The following is a 20068-nucleotide window of genomic DNA, read 5'->3' as shown; positions in this document are numbered from 1 at the left end:
CGGGCTGATCGGGGGTACCGGGTGGCTGAAACCAGCCGTGTTCAGATGCTCCGGAGGGGGCCCGGGCTCAAGCTCAGGCTCAGGCTCACACCTGGAGCGTCTTCGGCTTGTACGAGGGACGCTTCGCCTCGTACGCGGCGATGTCCGCCTCGTTCTGGAGGGTGATGGAGATGTCGTCCAGACCGTTCAGCAGCCGCCAGCGGGAGTTCTCGTCCAGCTCGAAGGAGGCGGTGATCCCCTCGGCGCGCACCTCGCGGGCCTCGAGGTCGACGGTGATCTCGGCCTCGGGGTCCTTCTCGGTGAGCTCCCACAGGGCGTCCACGATCTTCTGCTCCAGAACCACGGTGAGCAGGCCGTTCTTCAGCGAGTTGCCGCGGAAGATGTCGGCGAACCGGGAGGAGATCACGGTCTTGAAGCCGTAGTTCTGCAGCGCCCACACCGCGTGCTCACGGGAGGAGCCGGTGCCGAAGTCGGGGCCGGCGACCAGGACCGTGGCGCCCGCGCGCTCGGGGCGGTTGAGGACGAAGCTCTCGTCCTTGCGCCAGGCCTCGAACAGCCCGTCCTCGAAACCGTCCCGGGTCACCTTCTTGAGCCAGTGAGCAGGGATGATCTGGTCGGTGTCGACGTTGGAGCGGCGCAGCGGGACGGCCCGTCCGGTGTGCTTGGTGAATGCTTCCATGACTGATCAGACTCCAGCGGGCGCGGCGGCGGTTACGTCGGTCAGGTCGGCGGGCGAGGCCAGGTGGCCCAGCACGGCGGTCGCGGCGGCGACCTGCGGCGAGACCAGGTGCGTACGGCCGCCCTTGCCCTGCCGTCCCTCGAAGTTGCGGTTGGAGGTGGAGGCGGAGCGCTCGCCCGGGGCCAGCTGGTCGGGGTTCATGCCCAGGCACATCGAGCAGCCCGCGTGCCGCCACTCGGCGCCGGCCTCCTTGAAGACGACGTCCAGGCCCTCGGAGACGGCCTGCAGACCCACCCGCGCGGAGCCCGGGACGACCAGCATCCGTACGCCGTCGGCGACTTTGCGGCCCTTGAGGAGTTCGGCCGCGGCCCGCAGGTCCTCGATGCGGCCGTTCGTGCAGGAACCTACGAAGACGGTGTCCACGTTGATGGAGCGCAGCGGCTGTCCGGCCGCCAACCCCATGTATTCCAGGGCCTTTTCGGCGGCGAGGCGCTCCGAAGCGTCTTCGTACGAAGCCGGGTCGGGGACGGACGCCGAAAGCGGCGCGCCCTGGCCGGGGTTGGTGCCCCAGGTGACGAACGGCGACAGGGAGGCGGCGTCGATGACCACCTCGGCGTCGAACTCGGCGTCCTCGTCGGTCCTCAGCGTCTTCCAGTACGCGACGGCCGCGTCCCACTCCTCGCCCTCGGGCGCGTGCGGACGGCCCTTGAGGTAGGCGAAGGTGGTCTCGTCGGGGGCGATCATGCCCGCGCGGGCGCCGGCCTCGATCGACATGTTGCAGATGGTCATCCGGGCCTCCATCGAGAGCTTCTCGATGGCGGATCCGCGGTACTCCAGGATGTAGCCCTGGCCGCCGCCGGTACCGATCTTGGCGATGATCGCCAGGATCAGGTCCTTGGCGGTGACGCCCTCGGGCAGCTCGCCGTCGACCGTGATCGCCATGGTCTTCGGGCGGGCCAGCGGCAGCGTCTGGGTGGCCAGCACGTGCTCGACCTGCGAGGTGCCGATGCCGAACGCCAGCGCGCCGAAGGCACCGTGCGTGGAGGTGTGCGAGTCGCCGCAGACGACGGTCGTACCGGGCTGGGTCAGGCCCAGCTGCGGGCCGACGACGTGCACGACGCCCTGCTCGACGTCGCCCAGCGGGTGCAGCCGGACCCCGAACTCGGCGCAGTTCTTGCGCAGCGTCTCCAGCTGGGCCCGGGAGACCGGGTCCGCGATCGGCTTGTCGATGTCGAGGGTCGGGGTGTTGTGGTCCTCGGTCGCGATGGTGAGGTCGAGACGGCGCACCGGGCGGCCGTTCTGCCGCAGGCCGTCGAAGGCCTGCGGGCTGGTCACCTCGTGCAGGAGGTGGAGATCGATGAAGAGGAGGTCGGGCTCGCCCTCGGCGCGCCGGACGACGTGGTCGTCCCAGACCTTCTCCGCGAGTGTCCTACCCATCGCTTTCCCTCCGGCCGGCAAACGTCCACCGGCCCAACTAGAGATCTTGAGGAGACGGCACCCGGCCCCAATTCACGGGCATCCGTCATCCGGCCCGTTCGGTCAGCGGGCCGCTGTGGTTACCAGGGTTGCGCGTCTCACGAAAAAAGGAACTTGCGTTTCACAGAGTGAGACGTGAGTATCGTTGCATGGACAACAGTAGCGGCGTCGGCGTTCTGGACAAGGCAGCCCTTGTCCTGAGCGCCCTGGAGTCCGGCCCGGCCACCCTCGCGGGACTGGTGGCGGCCACCGGACTGGCACGACCCACGGCCCATCGACTGGCCGTGGCTCTGGAACACCACCGCATGGTGGCACGAGACATGCAGGGCCGTTTCATTCTCGGCCCTCGGCTCGCCGAGCTCGCGGCCGCGGCCGGCGAGGACCGCCTGCTCGCGACGGCCGGCCCGGTGCTCACGCATCTGCGCGACGTCACGGGCGAAAGCGCCCAGCTCTACCGCCGCCAGGGCGACATGCGCATCTGCGTCGCCGCGGCGGAGCGGCTGTCCGGCCTTCGCGACACCGTCCCGGTCGGCTCGACGCTCACCATGAAGGCCGGCTCCTCCGCGCAGATCCTGATGGCCTGGGAGGAGCCCGAGCGCCTCCACCGCGGCCTGCAGGGCGCCCGCTTCACGGCGACGGCCCTGTCGGGCGTACGGCGCCGCGGCTGGGCCCAGTCCATCGGCGAGCGTGAGCCGGGCGTCGCGTCCGTCTCGGCGCCCGTACGCGGCCCGTCCAACCGCGTGGTGGCCGCCGTCTCGGTCTCCGGCCCCATCGAGCGCCTGACCCGCCACCCCGGCCGTATGCACGCCCAGGCGGTCATCGACGCCGCCGCCCGTCTGTCGGAGGCCCTGCGCCGCACCGGCTGACGCGCGGGCACGCACGGGAACGTCAACGGGGAGGGCCCGCCTCAACGCCGCGGCAGACCCTCCCCGCTCCCCCGCTCCCCCCGTTCCCCCGCTCCCCCCGGTCTCAGCCGGTCTTCTCCGCCACCGGCGGCTGCTGCGAGCGGTGGGCGAACCGGTCCTTCGCATACCGTCCGCGCCTCTCCAGCGGGATCTGACCGTGCGCGGCGGCCAGCCCGAACGCGGGCATGTCGCCGTAGATCGCCTCGTACGAGCCCTCCGGCACGATGTACGCCTCGTGCCAGATGCCGACCTGTCCGCGCAGTTTCCCGTCCCGCTCCTTGCGGTTGAGGCGCGCCCAGGCCTCGTGGTGGAAGGCGTCCGGCGCGGTCGCGTAGCCGTAGAGCTTCTCCTTGGACTCCCAGTACTGCACGACGTAGTACGTGCGCGGCGAGGCCGTCAGCAGCACACGGCCGAGCAGTCCCCGCTCCGGGGCCTTGGCCAGCTCCCGCAGCATGCGGAACATCCCGAGCATCACCGGGAGCCACAGACGCACGGCCCGGAACTTGTTGATCCGCATGCCGATCAGCAGGACGACGACATCGCCCTTCGCGTCGGCGGTCGTTCGGGACACCATGTGACCACTTCCCCCTGGGTTGGCGAGCAGCGCTATCCGAGTGGCGATGATTAGATAGTGCCGGTATCCGAGAAGGAGCGCAAGAGATGCGGCTCGCCGAACTGAGCACCCGCAGCGGGGTGTCCGTCGCGACGATCAAGTACTACCTGCGCGAAGGGCTGTTGCCGCAGGGCCGTCAGATCAACGCGACGACCTCCGAGTACGACGAGGAGCATCTGCGCCGGCTGCGCCTGGTGCGCGCGATGATCCAGATCGGCCGGGTGCCGGTGGCGACCGTGCGCGAGGTGCTGGGACACGTCGACGACGACTCCCTGGGCCGCACGATCCGGCTGGGCGCGGCCCTGTGGGCGCTGCCGCAGGTGCCGGAGCCCGACGAGGACGACGAGTACGTGCGGGCCGCGCACCGGGAGGTCGGCGCACTGCTGGACCGGCTCGGCTGGCACAACGCCAGGCAGCTGACGTCCATCTCCCCCGCGTACCGCTCGCTGGTGGTGGCGCTGGCCGCGTTCCGTCGGCTCGGCTTCGACTGGGGAGCCGAACAGCTCGCGCCGTACGCCGAGTTGATGCACCGGACGGCCGTCCTGGACCTGGACAACATGGAGGCGTATCCGTCGGACGCGGTGCAGGTCGAGTTCGCGATCCTGGGGGCGATCCTCAACGAGCCCGCCCTGCAGGCACTGCACCGGCTGGCCCAGGAGGAGGAGTCGGCGCGGCGGTACGGGTTCGAATGAACCCCGGACAACAGCGAAGGCCCCTCGCTCAGGCGAGGAGCCTTCGTCCCGTACCCCCGACCGGATTCGAACCGGCGCTACCGCCTTGAGAGGGCGGCGTGCTAGGCCGCTACACAACGGGGGCGTGGATCTCGCAAGCATTGCATCTACAACGCCGCAGATCCGAGCTGGTCTACCTGGACTCGAACCAAGACTAACTGAACCAGAATCAGTCGTGCTGCCAATTACACCATAGACCAATGTGGTTTAGACCAGTTCGTACCCCCGACCGGATTCGAACCGGCGCTACCGCCTTGAGAGGGCGGCGTGCTAGGCCGCTACACAACGGGGGCCCTAGCGATCCCGAGTCGATCGTCGACCTCTCGGAACCAGTACCCCCGACCGGATTCGAACCGGCGCTACTGCCTTGAGAGGGCAGCGTGCTAGGCCGCTACACAACGGGGGCTTCACGGAGTTGATCTCCGTCTGTGCAGATGAGCTCTGCGAGCTGGCCTACCTGGACTCGAACCAAGACTAACTGAACCAGAATCAGTCGTGCTGCCAATTACACCATAGGCCACTGGAACGCAAACCCCTGTGGGGATCTTGTTCTAGTTCTGCTCCTCCGGTTCCCGGCCTTTCGGCCCGCTCCCCGGCGGCGCAGGAAGAACATTACCCGAAGGTGGACGGGGCTCCAAAACGGGTATCCGCGCCGAGGACCGCGGGGAGTTCGGCGAGGGAGGCGATGCGGTGCCGGCCGGTGGGGGCGCCGCCGCCGGTGTACACGCCGTTGCGATCGATCCACACGGACATCAGCCCGGCCTCTGCGGCACCGCGCCCGTCGATCTCCGGATGGTCGCCGACGTACGCGACCTCGTGCGGGGCCAGCCCCAGGGCGTCGCAGGCGGCCAGGAACGCGGCGGCCTCCGGCTTGGAGACGCCGAGTTCGGCGGCGCACAGGATGACCTCGAAGCGGTCGTGGACGCCGAGGACGCGCAGCTTGCGGTCCTGGACGGTGAGGCTGGAGTTGGACAGCACGGCGTGCCGGTGGCTGGCCGCGAGGGCGTCCAGGACGGGCAGGACGTCCGGGAAGAGGGCCCAGGCGGCCTCGTAGTGACGCAGGTAACGCGTGAACCAGGCGTCGGCCTCGGCGTCGCTCAGCGCCTGGCCCAGGAAGACGCGGATGCGCTCCCGGCGCTGCTCCTCGAAGGTGACCTCACCCGCGGAGAACCGGGCCCACTGCTGGTCGGTGACCTCCCGCCAGCGCACGACGGCCTGTGCCGCGTCGGCGTACCCGTCGAGCAGCCCCTCGGCGGCGAGATGGGCCCCCATGCCGACGCGGTCCGCGCTCGTGTAGTCGAAGAGGGTGTCGTCCACGTCCCACACAACGGCTTTGATCACCCTCACAGACTGGCACACTCGGGCCATGAGCGAGTACCGAGTCCAGTTCACCGTCGAGGCCCGCGCGAGGTACGACGGCCTGCCCACGGAACGCCGGGCACAACTGGACAGGGCCGTGCGGGTACTGGCCCGAGACCCGTACCGCAAGACCTCCACCGCTCCCCTGGGGCCCGACGACAACCTGCGCAGGGCCTACGTCGGTCCTGGCTTGAAGCTGGAATACATGGTCGCCGGCGCGATCATGGTCGTCGTCGTGCTGGAGACCTTCGACGAGAGCGCCTATCTGATCGACGAAGCCGACGCGCAGTGACGGGAGCGTGAAGGGGCGGCACCCGGAAATCCGGGTGCCGCCCCTTCGCTGTGCGTGGGCTACACCGCCAGCTTCGCCAGCGCCGCGTCGATGCGGGCCAGTGTCTTCTCCTTGCCCAGGATCTCCAGGGACTCGAAGAGGGGGAGGCCGACCGTGCGGCCGGTGACGGCGACGCGGACCGGGGCCTGGGCCTTGCCGAGCTTGAGGCCGTGGGCCTCGCCGGCGGCCAGGACGGCCTCCTTCAGGGCCTCGGGGGAGGTCCAGTCGGCCGACTCCAGCTTCTCGCGGGCGGTACGGAGCAGGGCGTCGCTGCCCTCCTTCATCGCCTTGGTCCAGGACGCCTCGTCGAAGACCGGCTCGGGCAGGAAGAGGAAGTCGACGTTGTCGGTGATCTCGGAGAGGACCTTCAGGCGGGTCTGGGCGTGCGGGGCGACCGCCTGCCACTTCGACTCGTCGAAGTCCTCGGGGGCCCAGGGGGCGAACGGCGCCTTCAGCCACGGGGCGCAGCGCTCCGTGAAGTCCTTCACGTCGAGCAGCCGGATGTGGTCGGCGTTGATCGCCTCGCACTTCTTGAGGTCGAAGCGCGCCGGGTTGGGGTTGACGTCCGCGATGTCGAAGGCGGCCACCATCTCGTCGATGGAGAAGATGTCCTGGTCCGCCGAGAGCGACCAGCCCAGCAGGGAGAGGTAGTTGAGCAGGCCCTCGGACAGGAAGCCGCGCTCCCGGTAGAGGTTGAGCGAGGACTGGGGGTCGCGCTTGGACAGCTTCTTGTTGCCCTCGCCCATGACGTAGGGCAGATGGCCGAAAGCCGGGATGCCCTTCGCGATGCCGAGCTCGATCAGCGCCTTGTAGAGGGCGATCTGGCGGGGGGTGGAGGAGAGCAGGTCCTCGCCGCGCAGGACGTGGGTGATCTCCATCAGCGCGTCGTCGACCGGGTTGACCAGGGTGTACAGCGGGGCGCCGTTCGCGCGGACGATGCCGTAGTCCGGCACGTTCTCCGGGGTGAACGTCAGCTCGCCGCGGACCAGGTCCGTGAAGGTGATCGTCTCGTCGGGCATGCGGAAGCGGACGATCGGGGTGCGGCCCTGCGCCTTGTACTCCTCGACCTGCGCCTCGGTGAGGTCGCGGCAGTGGCCGTCGTAGCCGGACGGCCTGCCGGCGGCGCGGGCGGCCTCGCGGCGGGTGTCCAGCTCATCCTGGGAGCAGTAGCAGTGGTAGGCGTGACCGGCGTCCAGCAGTCTGGCCGCGACGTCCCGGTAGAGGTCCATGCGCTGCGACTGGCGGTACGGCGCGTGCGGGCCGCCGACCTCGGGGCCCTCGTCCCAGTCGAAGCCCAGCCAGCGCATCGCCTCGAGCAGCTGGCCGTACGACTCCTCGGAGTCGCGGGCCGCGTCGGTGTCCTCGATGCGGAAGACGAGAGTGCCCTGGTGGTGGCGGGCGAAGGCCCAGTTGAACAGGGCGGTGCGGACCAGGCCCACATGGGGGTTACCGGTGGGCGACGGGCAGAACCGTACTCGGACGGCGGGGGCGGGTGCGCTAGCCACGCTTGACAACCTTGTTGGTGAGAGTGCCGATGCCTTCGATGGTGACGGCGACCTCGTCGCCGACGGTGAGCGGCCCGACGCCTGCCGGGGTGCCCGTGAGGATCACGTCGCCGGGGAGCAGCGTCATGGCCTCGGAGATGTTGACGATCAGGTCCTCGATGGGGTGGATCATCTCGCTGGTGCGGCCGAGCTGACGTTGTTCACCGTTGACGGTGAGCTGGATGGTCAGGTCGGACGCCCGGGTGAGGTCGAGGTCCGTCTCCACCCAGGGGCCGAGCGGGCAGGAGCTGTCGAAGCCCTTGGCCCGCGCCCACTGCTTCTCGCGCCGCTGCACGTCACGGGCGGTGACGTCGTTCGCGCAGGTGTAGCCGAAGATCACGTCGGCCACGCGCTCGCGCGGGACCTCGCGGCACAGCCGGCCGATCACCACGGCCAGCTCGGCCTCGTGGTGCAGTTCCTCGGAGAAGGAGGGGTACTGGATCTCGTCCCCGGGGCCGATGACCGACGTCGACGGCTTGAAGAAGGCGAACGGCGCGTCGGGGACCTCGTTGCCCAGCTCCCTCGCGTGCTCCGCGTAGTTGCGGCCGAAGGCCACGACCTTGTTGGGGAGCACCGGCGGCAGCAGCCTGACCTTGCTCAGCGGGACCTTCGTGCCGGAGAGCTCGAAGTCCGCGAACGGGATGCCCTTGATGATGTCGAGGACGAGCTCGTCGGGCCTGTCGCCCTCGACCGCGCCGAAGGCGACGTTCCCGTCGATGGAGAATCTGGCGATGCGCACGGGATCCTTGCGCCCCTCACTGAGCCGACTGGAGTCTGACGCTCCAGGCTAGCGCGGCAGGAGGAAGTCGCCTCGCGCATCACCGCCCGTGGGGGCGCCGGGAAGAACAGGGGCGCCGGGAAAAGATCGCGGAGGCCCTGAGTGATCTACGCTCGGTGTGCGTACTACTCGGCGACGGAAGCGGTGGTGGGGACGTCCACGAGGATGGTGCGCCTGGGGTTGGCGGTCTGTGTGGGAAGATCGACGGAGTGCTCCGGCTGCTCGGGGATCTGCAGCGCGTCGGCGTCCTCGAGGTGGGCCAGCGTGGTACGCCGCGGGTTGGCTATGTTGCGGAACATCATCGTCGTCTTCACGGTTGCACTGGACCTTGTCGTCAGTCGCGGGTGGGCGGTTGGCAGTTGCCTGCTTCTTGTAAAGCGTCAGGCTAAACATCCAATTCCCCTCCGAAGCCGTGAACTCCCCTTGATCAGCATGTGAGTTTGCTCACGGAGTCACGGGCAATCCGGTCAAACCCGGCCCGCAACTCACCCCAAGAAAACGGACATTGACCCCCTGAAGCCATCATTCCGCTCCTGATCATGGCGACTGGGACACCCCTGCACAGCGAGGAACTCGCGGGCATATGTCCGCTATGGCGGGGATCCCGCTCTACGTCCGGTGACCCGGCACTCACGTGGTGTCACGTAGGTCACGGCATGGTCCGTGAGCCTTGTTGGAGATCCGGCACTGTGCTGGAATGCCACGGACCGCCGCAGGATCGAGCCGGCGCACAGGGGGCGCGAGGGAGCGCCGAGTGGCGGCGAGAACGGGGGAGCCAGCGCCGGTCCATCACGACCACCCGGGGGGCGCGTTCAGGGCGCTCTCCACAACGCCGACACCGTGTCTTTCCGTTCACGCGGAGGGGCGCCTGGTCCAGAGGTTGCGACGCTAGTGCAGGGACGTTTCAAGAGGGATGGCAGTGCTCCGGCGGAGCCGGAGCCGCACGGCGGGACTGGCCCCGTAAAAGGCAGTTCCTCCCCCCAGCACGCCCAGAACCCGGGCCCGGCCCCGTCCGGCGACGGCGGTGAGCGCCCCCGGCGCCCCGGCGCGTCGGCGTCTTCGGGTTCCCCGGCCCCCACCCCGGCGGTCAAGCCGCCCACGGGCCCGAGCGGCCCCGGCTCGCGCGTCGCGCTGCGCAACTGGCGTATCTCCACGCGTCTGGTCTCGCTGCTCGCGCTCCCCGTGGTCGCCGCCACCTCGCTGGGCGCGCTGCGCATCAGCGACAACATGAACGACATCCAGCAGCTCGACAACATGAAGCTGCTGACGGACATGACCAAGCAGGCCACCGAGCTGGCCGCCGCGCTCCAGGAGGAGCGCGACCAGTCCGCCGGTCCGCTGGCGCACGGCTCGAAGTCCAGCGACTACACGGTCAAGGGCTACCGGGACAAGACCGACCGGGCCACCCAGAACTTCATCGACGCGGCCGAGGAGATCGACGCCTCCGGCAAGGACGGCTCGCTCCAGGGCGTCCGCGACAGCCTCGTCGGTGTGGTCGGCGACCTCGAGACACTGTCGAAGATCCGCGCCGGCGCCTACGAGACCAAGCTCAACTCCTCGCAGACGGTCGAGGCCTACCACCGCCTCATCACCCACCTGCTGGACCTCTCGCAGGACATGGCCGAGGCCACCAGCAACCCCGAGATGATCCAGCGCACCCGCTCGCTGGCCGCGTTCTCCTCCGCCAAGGAGTACGCGTCGATGCAGCGCGCGGTCCTCGCGGCGGCCCTGCCGGCGAACAACACCACCGTCGGCGACCTCTCGGAGAACGACCGCCTGTACGCGCAGTCGGCGCTGCAGAGCGAGACCTCCGACCTGCGCAGCTTCAAGAGCATCTACGGCACCGAGCAGGCCGTCGCCCTCCTCAAGCCCATCGAGGAGAACAACGCGACGATCACGGCGACCGACAAGTACGCCAGCCGCGCCCTCGCCTCCCAGGGCGGCCTGGACGACCTGCCCAAGCGCTCGTACCAGGACTGGGTGGACGACAGCTCGACCAAGATCGAGCAGATGAAGAAGATCGAGCACACGCTGCTCGAGGACATGGAGCAGAAGGCCCGCGAGCTGCGCTCCGCCTCCGAGCGCGAGGCGATCATCTCCGGTGCGCTGATCCTGCTCGTGCTCGGCGTCTCCCTCGTCGGCGCCTTCGTCATCGCCCGCTCCATGATCCGCTCGCTGCGCCGGCTGCAGGAGACCGCCAACAAGGTCGCCCAGGACCGCCTGCCCGAGCTGGTCAAGCAGCTGTCGGAGTCGGACCCGCAGGACGTCGACACCTCCGTCGAGTCGGTCGGTGTGCACTCCCAGGACGAGATCGGCCAGGTGGCCGCGGCCTTCGACGACGTCCACCGCGAGGCGGTCCGCCTCGCCGCCGAGCAGGCCCTGCTGCGGGGCAACGTCAACGCGATGTTCACCAACCTCTCGCGCCGCTCCCAGGGCCTCATCCAGCGTCAGCTCTCGCTCATCTCCGAACTGGAGTCCCGCGAGGCCGACCCGGACCAGCTGTCCTCGCTGTTCAAGCTCGACCACCTCGCGACGCGTATGCGCCGTAACGGTGAGAACCTCCTCGTCCTCGCCGGTGAGGAGCCCGGCCGACGGTGGACCCGCCCGGTCCCGCTGGTCGACGTGCTGCGCGCCGCCGCATCCGAGGTGGAGCAGTACGAGCGCATCGAGCTGGCCGCCGTACCGACCACCGAAGTGGCCGGCCGCGTGGTCAACGACCTCGTGCACCTGCTCGCCGAGCTGCTCGAGAACGCGACCTCCTTCTCCTCGCCGCAGACCAAGGTCAAGGTCACCGGTCACGCGCTGCCCGACGGCCGCGTCCTGATCGAGATCCACGACACCGGTATCGGCCTCTCCCCCGAGGACCTCGCGGCGATCAACGAGCGGCTCGCCTCGCCGCCCACCGTGGACGTCTCCGTCTCCCGCCGCATGGGCCTGTTCGTGGTCGGCCGGCTGTCCCAGCGGCACGGCATCCGCATCCAGCTGCGCCCGTCCGACTCCGGTGGTACGACCGCGCTGGTCATGCTCCCCGTGGACGTCGCCCAGGGCGGCAAGAAGCCGCAGGGCAAGCCGGGCCAGGGCGGTGCCGGTGGTCCGGCCGCCGCGCAGGCAGCCGCCGGTGCGGCCGCAGCACGGCGCCAGGCCGGTGCCGGTGCGCCGGGCGGTCCGGCCCTCGGGTCCGGCGGTCCCGGTGGCGGCGCCCTCGGCGCCGGTGCCGGCGGCGGTGGTCTGCTCGGAGCCGGTCAGGGACCGCGCGCCGCGCTGCCGGGTGCCGGTGGCAACGGACGGCCGGGTGCGCCGGGCGGCGCGCGCGGACCGCAGTCCCCCCAGCAGGGCCGGCCGGCTCCCGCGGGCGCCGGTGCCGGGTTCGGCCAGGCGCCGGGTGCGCCGCAGGGGCTGCAGGCCGCGGGCCTGGGCCAGGACGGCTTCGGCGGCGCTCGTGGCGCTGTACCGCCGCAGTCCACCGGCCCGGAGCAGCCGCAGCCGCAGGAGGGCCGTGGCCGGCGTGGGCGTCAGCCGCAGCTGCCGGGCCGTGGTGGTCCGCGGGCCGAGCTGCCGGGCGGCAACCAGCAGCGCACGCCGAGCTGGAGCGACGACAACGCCCAGCCGCCGGTGCCGCGCGCCTCGCTGGACACCCCGCGCGGGCACGACGAGACCTCCCGGATGCCGCGCGTCGACGACCGTCACGGTCCGGGCGCGACGGCGGAGATGCCGGCGATCGGCCGGTCCGACGACCGCCACGGTCCCGGCGCCACCTCGGACTTCCCCCGTCCCGACTTCGGTGCGGCCGGCAACCCGCAGCACACGGGCCAGTTCGCCCGTCCGGGTGCGGACTCGGCAGAGAACACCGGGCAGTTCAACCGTCCGGGCGCCGACTCCCCGCAGAACACAGGGCAGTTCGGCCGACAGGACTTCGGAGTTCCGCAGCCGGGGGCCAACGGCTCGCAGGAGTCGGGGCAGTTCGTCCGCTCGGACGTCTTCGGCACCACGAACGGCCGGAACAACAACCCGAACAACCCGGGGAACACCGGGCAGTTCGCGACCCCGTCGTTCGACAGCGGCTCGACCGGCCAGTTCCCCGCGCCGGGCTTCGACCCGAGCTCCACCGGCCAGCACTCGCTGCCGGGCCGTCCGAACCAGAACGGCACGGGTCAGTTCGAGCGCCCGCTGAACGGCGGCGCCGACTTCGGCGCCCCGCGTCCGCCCGTCCCGCCGCGTCCGCAGCAGCGGCCCGTCCGCCAGGAGCCCGAGGCACTGCCGCCGGCGACCGGCCCGGGCGACGGCCGTACCCCGCTGTACGACACGCTGGAGACCAACTGGTTCCACGGCGGACAGGGCGGACAGGGCGAGCGGCAGGGCCCCGGCAACGGCTCCGCCCCCCAGCAGCCGCAGGCTCCCGCGGCGGCCCCCCAGCGTTCCGCGGCCACCGGCGGCTGGCGCACCTCCCCGAACGACGACCTCGTCCGGCAGGCGGAGCGCGTACGGCAGCCGGCCGCGGGCGGCGTCACCACGTCCGGTCTGCCGCGCCGGGTGCCCCGGGCCAACCTCGTCCCGGGCACGGCTCAGCAGCAACAGCACCAAGCCGGTCCGCAGGTCTCGCGTGCGCCTGACGACGTACGCGGCCGGCTGACCAATCTCCGTCGGGGCATCGCGCAGGGTCGCCAGGCCGGTACCGGCCAGACCGGCAGCTTCCCGAGCCCCACTCACCAGCAGGAGCGATAGTTGAGCCAGATGAGCCAGGCGGCACAGAACCTCAACTGGTTGATCACCAACTTCGTGGACAACACCCCCGGTGTGTCCCACACCGTCGTCGTCTCCGCCGACGGTCTCCTTCTGGCGATGTCGGAAGGCTTCCCCCGGGACCGTGCCGACCAGTTGGCGGCCGTCGCGTCCGGGCTCACCTCGCTGACCGCCGGGGCCTCCCGGATCTTCGAGGGCGGCAACGTGGCGCAGACGGTCGTGGAGATGGAACGCGGGTTTCTGTTTTTGATGTCCGTCTCGGACGGTTCGTCCCTGGCCGTGCTCGCGCACCCCGAGTGCGACATCGGCCTGGTCGGCTACGAGATGGCGCTGCTCGTCGACCGGGCAGGTGCGGTCCTCACACCGGACCTGCGGGCCGAACTACAGGGCAGTCTGCTCCACTGACCCATCCAGGATCCACCCCCCTCACCACATCACCGTCCGGCCGCCACAATCCCCCCACCGGCCCCGTCAGACGGCTTGCCCGACCGACTTGCTGTCCCGCCCGGAGGATTCATGACCCCGCCCACCGCCTCTCATGATCCGTACGCGGAGCCGTACGAGGATGAGGGCGACCAGCCGCTGGTACGTCCGTACGCGATGACCGGCGGCCGGACCCGGCCGCGCTACCAGCTCGCCATCGAGGCGCTGATCAGCACCACGGCCGACCCCGCAGCACTCATGGGGCTGCTCCCGGAGCACCAGCGCATCTGCCACCTGTGCCGTGAGGTGAAGTCGGTCGCCGAGGTGTCGGCGCTCCTGGCCATGCCGCTGGGCGTGGCCCGGATCCTTGTCGCGGACCTGGCCGAGGCCGGACTCGTCGCGATCCACCAGCCCGGTGGTGACGAGACGACCGGTGCGCCGGACGTGACCCTGCTCGAAAGGGTGCTCAGTGGACTTCGCAAGCTCTGACGGAGGGCGGGCGACCACCTCCGCGAAGATCGTCGTCGCCGGTGGCTTCGGCGTCGGCAAGACCACCTTCGTGGGAGCGGTCTCCGAGATCAACCCGCTCCGCACGGAGGCGGTGATGACGTCCGCCAGCGCCGGCATCGACGACCTCACCCACACCGGGGACAAGACCACCACCACGGTGGCCATGGACTTCGGCCGTATCACGCTCGACCAGGACCTGATCCTTTACCTGTTCGGCACGCCCGGTCAGGACCGCTTCTGGTTCATGTGGGACGACCTGGTGCGCGGCGCGATCGGCGCGGTGGTGCTCGTGGACACCCGGCGCCTGGCCGACTGCTTCCCGGCGGTCGACTACTTCGAGAACAGCGGTCTGCCCTTCGTGGTCGCGCTCAACGGCTTCGACGGGCACCAGCCCTACCAGCCCGAGGAGGTGCGCGAGGCCTTGCAGATCGGCCCCGACACCCCCATCATCACGACGGACGCCCGGCACCGGGCCGATGCCAAGAGCGCGCTGATCACCCTGGTCGAGCACGCTCTCATGGCACGGCTGAGGTAGCCCTCAAATCCGCCATGCCGTACGGCAGTTGTCGTAGACGCTCCGGAGCCGACCGTGGCCTTTGACACGGTCGGCCCCGGTGTTCATAACGTTTCGGCAGAGGAATCGGGTGGTATGGCCACGCGTGGTCGCCGTCCGGTGTCGCTGCGCACACACAGGCCCCGTCTTTTGACGGGGCTCGCTCTTTATGACCGTTTTATGTGGGGCTTACATCACATGGAATCCGCGCTTTCCGCTGTTTGGAAGAGCGCTGGCCGTCGTGCTGGAATGCCTGAACTGCCTATAAGTCAAAGACGTACTCAGTAGTACTGCGTACTGAATGGCGTACTGGGCTCTGAGACACTGCGGCACAACGTTGGTGCCCGCCGCCGAGAGGTTGTTGGTCGAGTGAGGCGAAGCAAGAACGGTCCCGAGCCGTCGGCGCGGGGCAACTTCACCCCGCCGCCGCGCGGAGCGGCGCCCGCCCCTGTGTCCGTACCCGAGCCTGCGGCCGCTCCCGCCTCGGGCGGCAGCCGTTTCTCCCCCCGCAACTGGCGGGTGCCCACCCGGCTGAACGCGATCCTGCTCATACCCGTGGGCGTGGGTCTGGTCATGGGCGGCTTCCAGGTGAAGAACTCGATCGACACCTGGCAGGAAGCCCAGGACGCGGAGAACACCGCGCGTCTGGTCCGGGCCGCCCTGACCTACAGCAACGCCATCACCAACGAGCGTGACGTGACCGCCGCGCCCCTGCTGCTGGGCAAGGGCCAGAAGGACCCGTCGGTCGTCGCGGCCCGCAAGGCCACGGACGACGCCGCGGACGCCTTCGACAAGGCCGCCCAGAACATGCCGAACCGGCCGGGCCTGGAGCGCCGCCTGGAGCGCTTCCGCAAGGTGGAGCCGGAACTCACGTCGCTGCGCGCCAAGGCCTACACCTCCAGCTTCAAGGGCGTGGGGACCGAAGAGGCCTACGTCAACCTGGAGCACCCGCTTCTGGAGTTCTCCAACGAGCTCGGCCTGGGCACCGGCAACATCACCAGCTACGGCCGCTCGGTCTACGCCATCGCACTCGCCAAGGGCGCGCTCTCCCTGGAGCGTTCCATCGGCATGCACCTGCTGGTCGCGCCGGGCCCGGGCAAGGACAGCCTGGCCACCCAGCGCACCGCCCTCACCTCGTACGCCTACCTGGAGGGCATCGCCATCCAGGAGTACCAGGCCGGCGGTACCGACGAGGACATCACCAAGCTCAACAAGTCCCTGGCGAAGGTGCAGACCGACGCTGCGGCCATGGTCAAGCAGGCCGCCGCGAAGGCCGCGGCCGAGAACAAGACCTACGTGCCGCCGCCGTCCAACCCGGTCGACATGATCACGGCGATGTCGCAGCTGCAGAGCACCGACCCGGCCGCGCGCGCCGTCCTCGCCCAGAAGGGCATCACCGCGGAGAACTGGTGGGCCGGCACCACCCTCAAGTACGAGGCGTACCGCAAGCTGGAGGAGGACAAGGCCGACACCGCGGTGAGCGAGGCCTCCGACATCGCGGGCAACGCCAAGCGTGACGCGCTGATCACCGGTGCCATCGTCATCGTGGCCCTGCTGCTCGCGTTCATCCTGGCCGGCGCGGTCGCCCGGCAGATGTCCCGCTCGATGCGCCAGCTGCGCAACGCCGCCTTCGGCATCGCCGAGCAGCGCCTGCCGATGCTGGTCGACCAGCTCTCGCGCACCGACCCCGGCCGGGTCGACACCCGGGTCGCCCCGATCCCGATCCACACCAAGGACGAGATCGGCGAGGTCGCCCGCGCCTTCGACCAGGTCCACCGCGAGGCCGTACGGCTCGCCTCCGAGCAGGCCCTGCTGCGGGGCAACATCAACGCGATCTTCACCAACCTCTCCCGGCGCAACCAGTCGCTGATCGAGGGCCAGCTGACCCTGATCACCGACCTGGAGAACAACGAGGCCGACCCGGACCAGCTGGAGAACCTCTTCCGCCTGGACCACCTCGCGACCCGTATGCGCCGCAACGGCGAGAACCTCCTGGTCCTCGCCGGCGAGGAGCCCGGCCGCCGCTGGGACCAGCCGGTCCCGCTGGTCGACGTGCTGCGCGCCGCCTCCTCCGAGGTGGAGCAGTACGAGCGCATCGAGCTGTCCGGCGTTCCGGAGGCCGAGATCCACGGCCGCGCGGTCACCGACCTCGTGCACCTGCTGGCCGAGCTCCTTGAGAACGCGACGACGTTCTCCTCCCCGCAGACCAAGGTCCGCGTCACCGCGACCCGGCTGCCCGACGGCCGCGTCATGATCGAGATCCACGACAAGGGCATCGGCCTGACCGCCGAGGACTTCGCGGACATCAACCACAAGCTCGCGAACCCGCCCACCGTGGACGCGGCGATCTCGCAGCGCATGGGCCTGTTCGTGGTCGGCCGGCTGTCCGACCGGCACGGCATCCGGGTTCAGCTGCGCCCCTCCGGCGAGCAGGCCGGCACCACCTCGCTGGTCATGCTGCCGGACGCGATCACCCACGGCGGTGGCGGCGAGCAGCAGATGAACCGCGACGAGTTCACCGTCTCGCAGATCATCCCGGAGCAGAACTTCCAGGGCGAGGACTTCAACACCGGCCTGCCGATGCGCACGGCCGCGGAGCTCGGCTTCGACGACACCCGCTACTCCGACGTCCCCGACGACATCCGCGAGCTCGACCCGGTCGGCCGCTCGCTGATGCGCGAGGAGCGCCGGGCCGCCCTGGAGGCCCAGAACACCCCGGGCCACCCGGAGCAGGAGTCGCCGGAGACCTCGCCGTACGCCGACGCCTTCGAGGCGCCGCAGGCCTACGACAACGGCCAGGGCGGCTACCCGGAGCAGCAGCAGACCGGCACCTTCGACCCGCGCCCGGCGTACGAGGAGCAGCAGCAGTCTCCGTACGAGGAGCAGCGCACCTCGTACGAGGAGCCGGCCCAGCTGCCGTCGTACGAGGAGCCGTACTTCGCGCCGAACGGCTCACTGCCGCCGAACGACCCGTTCTCGTCGGGCGGGGGCTACCCCGAGCCGGCGTATTCGGAGCCGGTCCAGGAGGAGCCCGCGGCCGCCCGTGCCGCCGCCCCGGACTCCTTCCCCGCCTTCGAGCAGCGCCGCTACCAGGACGACTGGCCGCAGCCCGACAGCTACCAGAACGGCTACCCGGACCAGTACGCTCCGGAAGCGGAACCTGCGCAGGCCGCTGACGCGGGTGAGCACGAACGCGTAGGCTTCGACCGTCCGGGACCGGCCCCCTCCACCGTCCACGAGCTGACCGACGCCGGGCTGCCCCGCCGCGGATCCTTCGCGAGCGGTACCAGCGGTTCGAACGGCACGCGGCACGTGAACCAGGAGCCGTCGGCTCCCGCTCCGGTTTCGGAGAACAATGGCGAGACCAGCAGCTGGCGTTCGGCGAACGACGAGCGCTGGCAGCAGGCCGCGCAGTTGCGCAAGCCCAAGGCGGGCGGGGTCACCTCCTCCGGCCTGCCGCGACGGGTGCCCAAGGCGAACCTGATCGAGGGAGCCGCCGAGAGCATCCCTCAGGGAGGCCCATCGGTCTCCCGCGCCCCGGAGGACGTCCGGGGCCGGCTGAGCAACCTGCGTCGGGGCGTCCAGCGCGGACGCAGCGCCGGCGCAGGCAGTGAAACGAACGGTCAGGGCTTCGGTTCTGACAGCACCTACAACCAGGAGCGTTAGTGTGAGCCCGATGAGCCAGGCGGCACAGAACCTGAACTGGTTGATCACCAACTTCGTGGACAACACCCCGGGGGTGTCCCACACGGTGGTGGTCTCCGCCGACGGACTCCTTCTGGCGATGTCCGAAGGGTTTCCGCGCGACCGCGCCGACCAGCTTGCGGCCGTCGCCTCCGGTCTGACCTCGCTGACCGCCGGTGCCTCGCGCATCTTCGAGGGCGGCAGCGTGAACCAGACGGTTGTGGAGATGGAGCGGGGATTCCTGTTCATCATGTCCATTTCCGATGGTTCCTCGCTCGCGGTCCTCGCACATCCGGAGGCGGACATCGGCCTCATCGGGTACGAGATGGCCCTTCTGGTGGACCGTGCCGGTACGGTCCTGACTCCGGATCTCCGTGCGGAGCTCCAGGGCAGCCTGCTCAACTGACAGACAGACGGTGCGTTTTGGCGTCCCGGGGCCGTAAGGTTTCGGGACGCGGCTCCACAGGGATGGGTGCCCGGCACAGTCGGAGGAGGAGAAAGTGGCAACACCCCCAGGCGGTTCGAATTCGGGCAACTGGTCGTACGGCCCTGCCCAGGGCCACGGCGACGGTGCTCAGAACCCGAACCGTTACAACTTCCCCTCCGCCCCGAGCCCGCGGCATCAGCAGCCGTACGCGCCGCAGGGACCCGGGCCGTCGCCGTACGACCAGCCGCCGGCGCCGCGTATCCAGCCCGTACAGCCGCAGCGACGCTCCCCCGAGCCGGCGCCCGCGGGGGCGTCGAACAATCCCCTGGTGCGTCCGTACGCCATGACCGGCGGCCGGACGCGCCCGCGCTACCAGCTCGCCATCGAGGCGCTGGTGCACACCACCGCGCAGCCGCACCAGATGCAGGGCCAGCTGCCCGAGCATCAGCGGATCTGCAACCTCTGCCGAGAAATCAAGTCGGTGGCGGAGATCTCCGCCCTGCTGACCATCCCTCTCGGCGTGGCCAGGATCCTCGTCGCCGACTTGGCGGAGGCGGGACTGGTCGCCATCCATCAGCCCGGCGGCGACGAGAACGCCGGCGGCCAGCCAGACGTGACACTGCTCGAAAGGGTGCTCAGTGGACTTCGCAAGCTCTAGCGGCGGTCCTTCCCGCTCCACCACCTCGGCGAAGATCGTGGTGGCGGGTGGCTTCGGCGTGGGCAAGACCACGTTCGTCGGGGCCGTTTCGGAGATCAACCCGCTGCGCACAGAGGCCGTCATGACGTCCGCTTCGGCAGGCATCGACGACCTCACCCACACCGGAGACAAGACGACCACCACGGTCGCCATGGACTTCGGCCGCATCACCCTGGACCAGGACCTGATCCTGTACCTCTTCGGTACGCCGGGTCAGGACCGCTTCTGGTTCATGTGGGACGACCTGGTCCGCGGTGCCATCGGGGCGATCGTCCTGGTCGACACCCGGCGGCTGGCCGACTGCTTCCCCGCGGTCGACTACTTCGAGAACTCGGGTCTCCCCTTCGTCATCGCCCTCAACGGCTTCGACGGCCAGCAGCCGTACAACCCGGACGAGGTCCGCGAGGCGCTGCAGATCGGCCCGGACACGCCGATCATCACGACGGACGCGCGGCACCGGGCCGACGCGAAGTCCGCGCTGATCACGCTCGTCGAGCACGCGCTGATGGCTCGGCTGCGGTAACCATCCCTGCAAAAGGGGCCCCTCCACCCGGAGGGGCCCCTTTTGTTGAACCGGTCCTCCGGTCCCGCACGGCATGCAGAAGGGCCTCTCCCGGC

18 protein-coding genes and 5 tRNA genes are annotated in these 20068 nt (G+C 69.9%); 11 read left to right on the top strand and 12 right to left on the bottom strand.

Going from position 1 to position 20068, the window contains the following annotated elements; all coding sequences use genetic code 11:
- Positions 1-85: 85 nt before the first annotated feature.
- Both leuD and leuC read right to left on the bottom strand, forming a co-directional pair.
- On the bottom strand, positions 86-679 hold the full coding sequence (gene leuD, locus MKW14_RS21475; protein ID WP_240864627.1) for a 3-isopropylmalate dehydratase small subunit: 594 nt from the start codon (positions 677-679) through the stop codon (positions 86-88).
- A 6-nt stretch (positions 680-685) separates the two neighbouring features.
- Positions 686-2116 carry a 3-isopropylmalate dehydratase large subunit gene (leuC, locus tag MKW14_RS21470; RefSeq protein ID WP_240864625.1) on the bottom strand — a complete coding sequence of 477 codons (1431 nt, stop codon included), beginning with the start codon at positions 2114-2116 and terminating at the stop codon, positions 686-688.
- A 188-nt stretch (positions 2117-2304) separates the two neighbouring features.
- On the opposite strand from leuC, the gene ndgR reads away from it, so the two are divergent.
- Positions 2305-3021, top strand: coding sequence for an IclR family transcriptional regulator NdgR (gene ndgR, locus MKW14_RS21465; protein WP_015036427.1), 717 nt, complete (start codon positions 2305-2307; stop codon positions 3019-3021).
- A 103-nt stretch (positions 3022-3124) separates the two neighbouring features.
- Here the strand turns inward: ndgR and MKW14_RS21460 are convergent, their stop codons facing one another.
- On the bottom strand, positions 3125-3634 hold the full coding sequence (locus MKW14_RS21460; protein WP_240864623.1) for a DUF4188 domain-containing protein: 510 nt from the start codon (positions 3632-3634) through the stop codon (positions 3125-3127).
- Between the two features lie 86 nt (positions 3635-3720).
- Between MKW14_RS21460 and MKW14_RS21455 the strand changes: the two genes are divergently transcribed.
- On the top strand, positions 3721-4365 hold the full coding sequence (locus MKW14_RS21455) for a MerR family transcriptional regulator (protein WP_240864622.1): 645 nt from the start codon (positions 3721-3723) through the stop codon (positions 4363-4365).
- A 51-nt stretch (positions 4366-4416) separates the two neighbouring features.
- Here MKW14_RS21455 and MKW14_RS21450 read toward each other — a convergent pair.
- The 6 genes from MKW14_RS21450 to MKW14_RS21425 all read right to left on the bottom strand — a co-directional run bounded on the left by MKW14_RS21450 (position 4417) and on the right by MKW14_RS21425 (position 5745).
- Positions 4417-4489: transfer RNA gene (locus MKW14_RS21450), tRNA-Glu, on the bottom strand.
- 43 nt (positions 4490-4532) lie between these two features.
- Positions 4533-4604, bottom strand: a tRNA-Gln gene (locus MKW14_RS21445).
- 20 nt (positions 4605-4624) lie between these two features.
- Positions 4625-4697: transfer RNA gene (locus MKW14_RS21440), tRNA-Glu, on the bottom strand.
- A gap of 40 nt (positions 4698-4737) precedes the next feature.
- Positions 4738-4810 (bottom strand) — tRNA-Glu (locus MKW14_RS21435).
- A gap of 42 nt (positions 4811-4852) precedes the next feature.
- Positions 4853-4924: transfer RNA gene (locus MKW14_RS21430), tRNA-Gln, on the bottom strand.
- Between the two features lie 92 nt (positions 4925-5016).
- A complete protein-coding gene (locus tag MKW14_RS21425; RefSeq protein WP_240864620.1) occupies positions 5017-5745 on the bottom strand; it encodes an HAD family hydrolase in 729 nt (242 codons plus the stop codon).
- A 25-nt stretch (positions 5746-5770) separates the two neighbouring features.
- Between MKW14_RS21425 and MKW14_RS21420 the strand changes: the two genes are divergently transcribed.
- Positions 5771-6055: a hypothetical protein gene (locus tag MKW14_RS21420; protein WP_240864618.1), complete on the top strand. Its 285-nt coding sequence runs from the start codon at positions 5771-5773 to the stop codon at positions 6053-6055.
- A 59-nt stretch (positions 6056-6114) separates the two neighbouring features.
- On the opposite strand, the gene gltX is transcribed toward MKW14_RS21420, so the two are convergent.
- The 3 genes from gltX to MKW14_RS21405 form a co-directional block, all read right to left on the bottom strand.
- Complete coding sequence (gene gltX / locus MKW14_RS21415) at positions 6115-7599, bottom strand: glutamate--tRNA ligase (RefSeq protein ID WP_240864616.1); 1485 nt, start codon at positions 7597-7599, stop codon at positions 6115-6117.
- A complete protein-coding gene (locus MKW14_RS21410; protein ID WP_240864615.1) occupies positions 7592-8377 on the bottom strand; it encodes a fumarylacetoacetate hydrolase family protein in 786 nt (261 codons plus the stop codon). The genes gltX and MKW14_RS21410 overlap by 8 nt, the downstream gene beginning before the upstream one ends.
- Before the next feature lie 164 nt (positions 8378-8541).
- On the bottom strand, positions 8542-8730 hold the full coding sequence (locus MKW14_RS21405; protein ID WP_240864614.1) for a hypothetical protein: 189 nt from the start codon (positions 8728-8730) through the stop codon (positions 8542-8544).
- A 577-nt stretch (positions 8731-9307) separates the two neighbouring features.
- Here MKW14_RS21405 and MKW14_RS21400 point away from each other — a divergent pair.
- The 8 genes from MKW14_RS21400 to MKW14_RS21365 all read left to right on the top strand — a co-directional run bounded on the left by MKW14_RS21400 (position 9308) and on the right by MKW14_RS21365 (position 19973).
- Positions 9308-13138 (top strand): sensor histidine kinase, encoded by a 3831-nt coding sequence (locus MKW14_RS21400; protein ID WP_240864612.1) that lies wholly within the window; start codon positions 9308-9310, stop codon positions 13136-13138.
- 9 nt (positions 13139-13147) lie between these two features.
- A complete protein-coding gene (locus MKW14_RS21395; protein WP_003973453.1) occupies positions 13148-13561 on the top strand; it encodes a roadblock/LC7 domain-containing protein in 414 nt (137 codons plus the stop codon).
- A 111-nt stretch (positions 13562-13672) separates the two neighbouring features.
- A complete protein-coding gene (locus MKW14_RS21390) occupies positions 13673-14068 on the top strand; it encodes a DUF742 domain-containing protein (protein ID WP_016432454.1) in 396 nt (131 codons plus the stop codon).
- Positions 14049-14624, top strand: a complete 576-nt coding sequence (locus MKW14_RS21385; protein WP_133046741.1) for a GTP-binding protein — start codon at positions 14049-14051, stop codon at positions 14622-14624. Before MKW14_RS21390 ends, MKW14_RS21385 begins: the two co-directional genes overlap by 20 nt.
- Positions 14625-15011: 387 nt before the next feature.
- Positions 15012-18308 (top strand): sensor histidine kinase, encoded by a 3297-nt coding sequence (locus MKW14_RS21380; RefSeq protein ID WP_240864610.1) that lies wholly within the window; start codon positions 15012-15014, stop codon positions 18306-18308.
- Positions 18309-18318: 10 nt separating this feature from the next.
- Entirely contained in the window at positions 18319-18732 is a 414-nt protein-coding gene (locus MKW14_RS21375; RefSeq protein ID WP_004983065.1) for a roadblock/LC7 domain-containing protein, read from the top strand.
- 94 nt (positions 18733-18826) lie between these two features.
- Positions 18827-19411 (top strand): DUF742 domain-containing protein, encoded by a 585-nt coding sequence (locus MKW14_RS21370; protein ID WP_133046739.1) that lies wholly within the window; start codon positions 18827-18829, stop codon positions 19409-19411.
- Positions 19392-19973, top strand: a complete 582-nt coding sequence (locus MKW14_RS21365) for a GTP-binding protein (protein ID WP_009314218.1) — start codon at positions 19392-19394, stop codon at positions 19971-19973. Before MKW14_RS21370 ends, MKW14_RS21365 begins: the two co-directional genes overlap by 20 nt.
- Positions 19974-20068: the final 95 nt, after the last annotated feature.

Origin of the sequence: Streptomyces gilvus (assembly GCF_022513565.1) — a bacterium.
GTDB classification, from domain to species: domain Bacteria; phylum Actinomycetota; class Actinomycetes; order Streptomycetales; family Streptomycetaceae; genus Streptomyces; species Streptomyces gilvus.
The sequence above is the reverse complement of the archived record's forward strand: the minus strand, read 5'-3'. Positions and strand labels throughout refer to the sequence as shown.